The organism is Halomonas sp. NO4, assembly GCF_010994375.1.
Classification (GTDB): Bacteria; Pseudomonadota; Gammaproteobacteria; order Pseudomonadales; family Halomonadaceae; genus Halomonas.
The window spans coordinates 1-3,147 of the sequence record NZ_WHMA01000070.1 but is presented as its reverse complement, the minus strand read 5'-3'; the positions used below and the strand labels follow the sequence as shown (position 1 = coordinate 3,147).

The 3,147-nt window shown below is 45.4% G+C and carries 2 protein-coding genes; both read right to left on the bottom strand.

Going from position 1 to position 3,147, the window contains the following annotated elements; all coding sequences use genetic code 11:
• Positions 1–1,102: 1,102 nt before the first annotated feature.
• Complete coding sequence (locus FEF15_RS18975; protein WP_163561008.1) at positions 1,103–2,206, bottom strand: hypothetical protein; 1,104 nt, start codon at positions 2,204–2,206, stop codon at positions 1,103–1,105.
• 214 nt (positions 2,207–2,420) lie between these two features.
• Positions 2,421–3,083, bottom strand: coding sequence for a hypothetical protein (locus FEF15_RS18970; RefSeq protein ID WP_163561006.1), 663 nt, complete (start codon positions 3,081–3,083; stop codon positions 2,421–2,423).
• Positions 3,084–3,147 lie beyond the last annotated feature (64 nt).

The following is a 3,147-nucleotide window of genomic DNA, read 5'->3' as shown; positions in this document are numbered from 1 at the left end:
GCAGCAGGATTTTAAAGAGCCGAAACCATTTCATGTGCCAACTATGTTGACAGGCTCCGACGGGCGACCTTGACGAAGCTTGTAGGATACGGGACCTTTTACTCGCTGATCATGGTGACTTTGAATCCAAGTTTAAAGAATGCCTCGGTATTCATGGAAAGGTTGTTTAGTAATTCAATCTAATCGTCAGATCCAAATTTTGCCCACTGTACGAAAAGCTAGCGGCCTCGAACGAAGGCGCACTCATCGTGGCTTTTGCGCCGCTTGAAAAGCCGTAGCCTTCCGTGGGGACCCCTAGAAAGTTAGTGGCAAGCTTGCCGTCCATATTTTCATCATGAATGACAGCTAACGCATACGTTCCCGGGGGGATATCTAAAAAGTTGCAACGCGCCTGCGAATCCCGAATTTTTATCATCATTATATTGGTTGCGGAGTGAAGAAATTCAGTAGGAAAACCTGCTGGCGATTCAAAAAGCGCGCAAGCTACACTCCCAGCGTTGTTACGAATGTTCGGAATTGTTACGTGAATTCCGGGGCATGATGATTGGGCAAAGACGATAGCGGGAAAATTTGCAAGCATCAGAACTGCCCACAATGCTACACACCGAACACCCATGGGGAGCCGCGTCACCGGATGCCTGGCAGGGGAGCCGAACGCAGACTCCCGATTAGTTGATTCACTCCTGATTTTACTCATGGCCCCGATCTGCCTAGCCTGGTTAAATCAACCATTAGACGACCAATAGGAAACAAACTTCGTGCTTGTATATATTTACTTGAATCCGTACGCACGTTCAATAATTATACCGCACGCCACCTTCCGCCCAACCTACTGGAATACAAAAACATTAATTAAATCTCGATTGCATAAACCGATTATCGTGCATGCTGTATAACACGGATGAAAGAGCATGTGGCATTTGCCAAGGCGTCCGTATGGGTCGTCAGATGCTTTAATCATATCATCAGTATAGACTAACATTCCTCATTCGGCCAGAAGCAGTCTTTTAAAAATTATAATATAATGCCCCGCATCACCGAAAAAGAAACAGACAGACGCTTTTTGCTGTCCGAGAGTATGCGACTGTTTTGCCTTTCTTATTCATCTACCAGACTGCCCCAGTTTCCAGAGGAAATAGCCATCCATGTATCTCAGATCATCCTCATCCTTCAGCTGTTCAAGTTTTGCTAGTACCATTCCGGCCCCACTAGCAGAAAGGCCTGACACGACCCAGGGCAAACCTGCGCCGAGGTATGCGGCAGCATTCAGCCCTACTAATCCGACTAGCAGCCCTGACTTCCGAAGTGCATCACTGCGCTTGATTTTCGATACGGTTCGATCTACATCACTTACTGCCGCATTAATCTGATGCTCCTGGATGTATCTGACGTCCTGTAGGAATGCCTCTGTTCCGAAAGAACTCTTTACTCCACCAATAGCACTAAGCAGAGTCTTGCTAAAGTTTTCAAATTCGTCTTGGTGGTCCTGTTTTACTTTTTGTATTGTTTCGATGTCAACCCCATCTAGCGCGGGAAATTTTAGTGAGAATAGTGCATTTAAACGATCATCTTTAATCCAGCTATATTTCTGATGAAAGCAGGGCTGCGCATTAAAATAATCGGGCAAACTAATTCCATTCTTTGCAAACTCAAGCTCCATTTCCAAACTTGGAATAAAGGGGGCATAGACTATCTTCCCTGTTTTTAGGTAATTCCTTCCGTCTTGGGCAATCCATTCTACGAACTGCTCAGGGATGCTGTTATAGTTCCAACCTGCATAAGCAACATGCAGTCCATTATTGAGAGTCTTAGCTGTAGAAGACCAATAAAGATTAGGCCGATAAAGCAGTGTCAATGGAGAAGGTCGTAGTTGCTGAAGCTCATCCGCTACGTCATCCAGGTAACCCGGCCGATATTCCTTTGTTGGAATAGGTATGCTACGAAAACCCGTTTCTTCTTTGGTCCACTTCCGAGTATCACGTAGGACTAAAGTATCCGCGACCAAGAAAAGCTTCTTAGCAAGGTGCTCGAATCCCGCGAAACTATCGATATTGACAATGAGGGTAAGGCCTTCCGCTGAGGTCAAGGCTGCGGACAATGCAGGACTGTTGGCTTGATACCAGAACTCGAGCAACCCACCATAGTCATCCGGATCATGGTCAGTGAAATCGAACAGATCGCTTTGAATTCTAGACAATAGAGTCACAACCAGCTCCTGATATCAAAGTCATAATGCAGATGAACACCATTGCTGCCTTTGTCGTCATGTCAGCTTTGTTTCGTCAACTGCTTCTACCATCCCAGCAACATAGGCTAAAGTTCTCAATCCGGCCATAAGCTGCCATTGAGAATTTTCTGATATATAACACCAACCTTCAGCGGACAGGCGCGTAAGCGACTGCGTCCGCTGGAAGGTATTGTTAGATTTGAATATTCTTTGGTACTGCGCGTATGCGTATCGGGCACGCTGGATCTCGTTCACTTTCCGGAATTTCGGCAAATCCAATCATTTCTGGCAAACCCGACATCGTGATGCATATGACGAGCATATCCTCACAAAACTCAAGGATGTAATTTACCGTTGCTTGAAGGTATTCAACGATGGGTTCTTTCGGCTCATCATTTAAGTGCCAACTTGGTGTTTCCAGGGTTGGGTAATTGGGGTGGCTAGGCGAAACTAAAGTGATGTTATGAATGTGCAGATGACCAGAGTACCCTCCTGGGTGCTCCACAGCATTTCGCATTGAGACTAGTTTTTTTATCCACAAATCATGATCCTGACGTAGAATACGGACGAGTTCTGACTCATCTCCAAATTCTTCTTCTGCCCATGCGATAATCCTGTCATAACGAGCCGAATCAAATTCTTTACCAAAGAATAGAGCGAATATTCTTGCCAGGTCACGCAGCGCTGATTTCGCACAGTAAAGAAATTGTTCAACTCTTTGGTTCAAGCGAATGACATGGGGAACCTCTACCACTCTACCGGCAGCTTGAGTTTTTATTCCTCCTTTTCCCAATTTGGTGCCTATTTCTAAAACTTCCCTTGTGATTTCTTGGGAAATCTGATCACATTCAAGCAATTGTTTTCCTGATTACTCATGTTGATCAGCCACCATCCCGTCAGTCTCTCCTATACTGATGTTA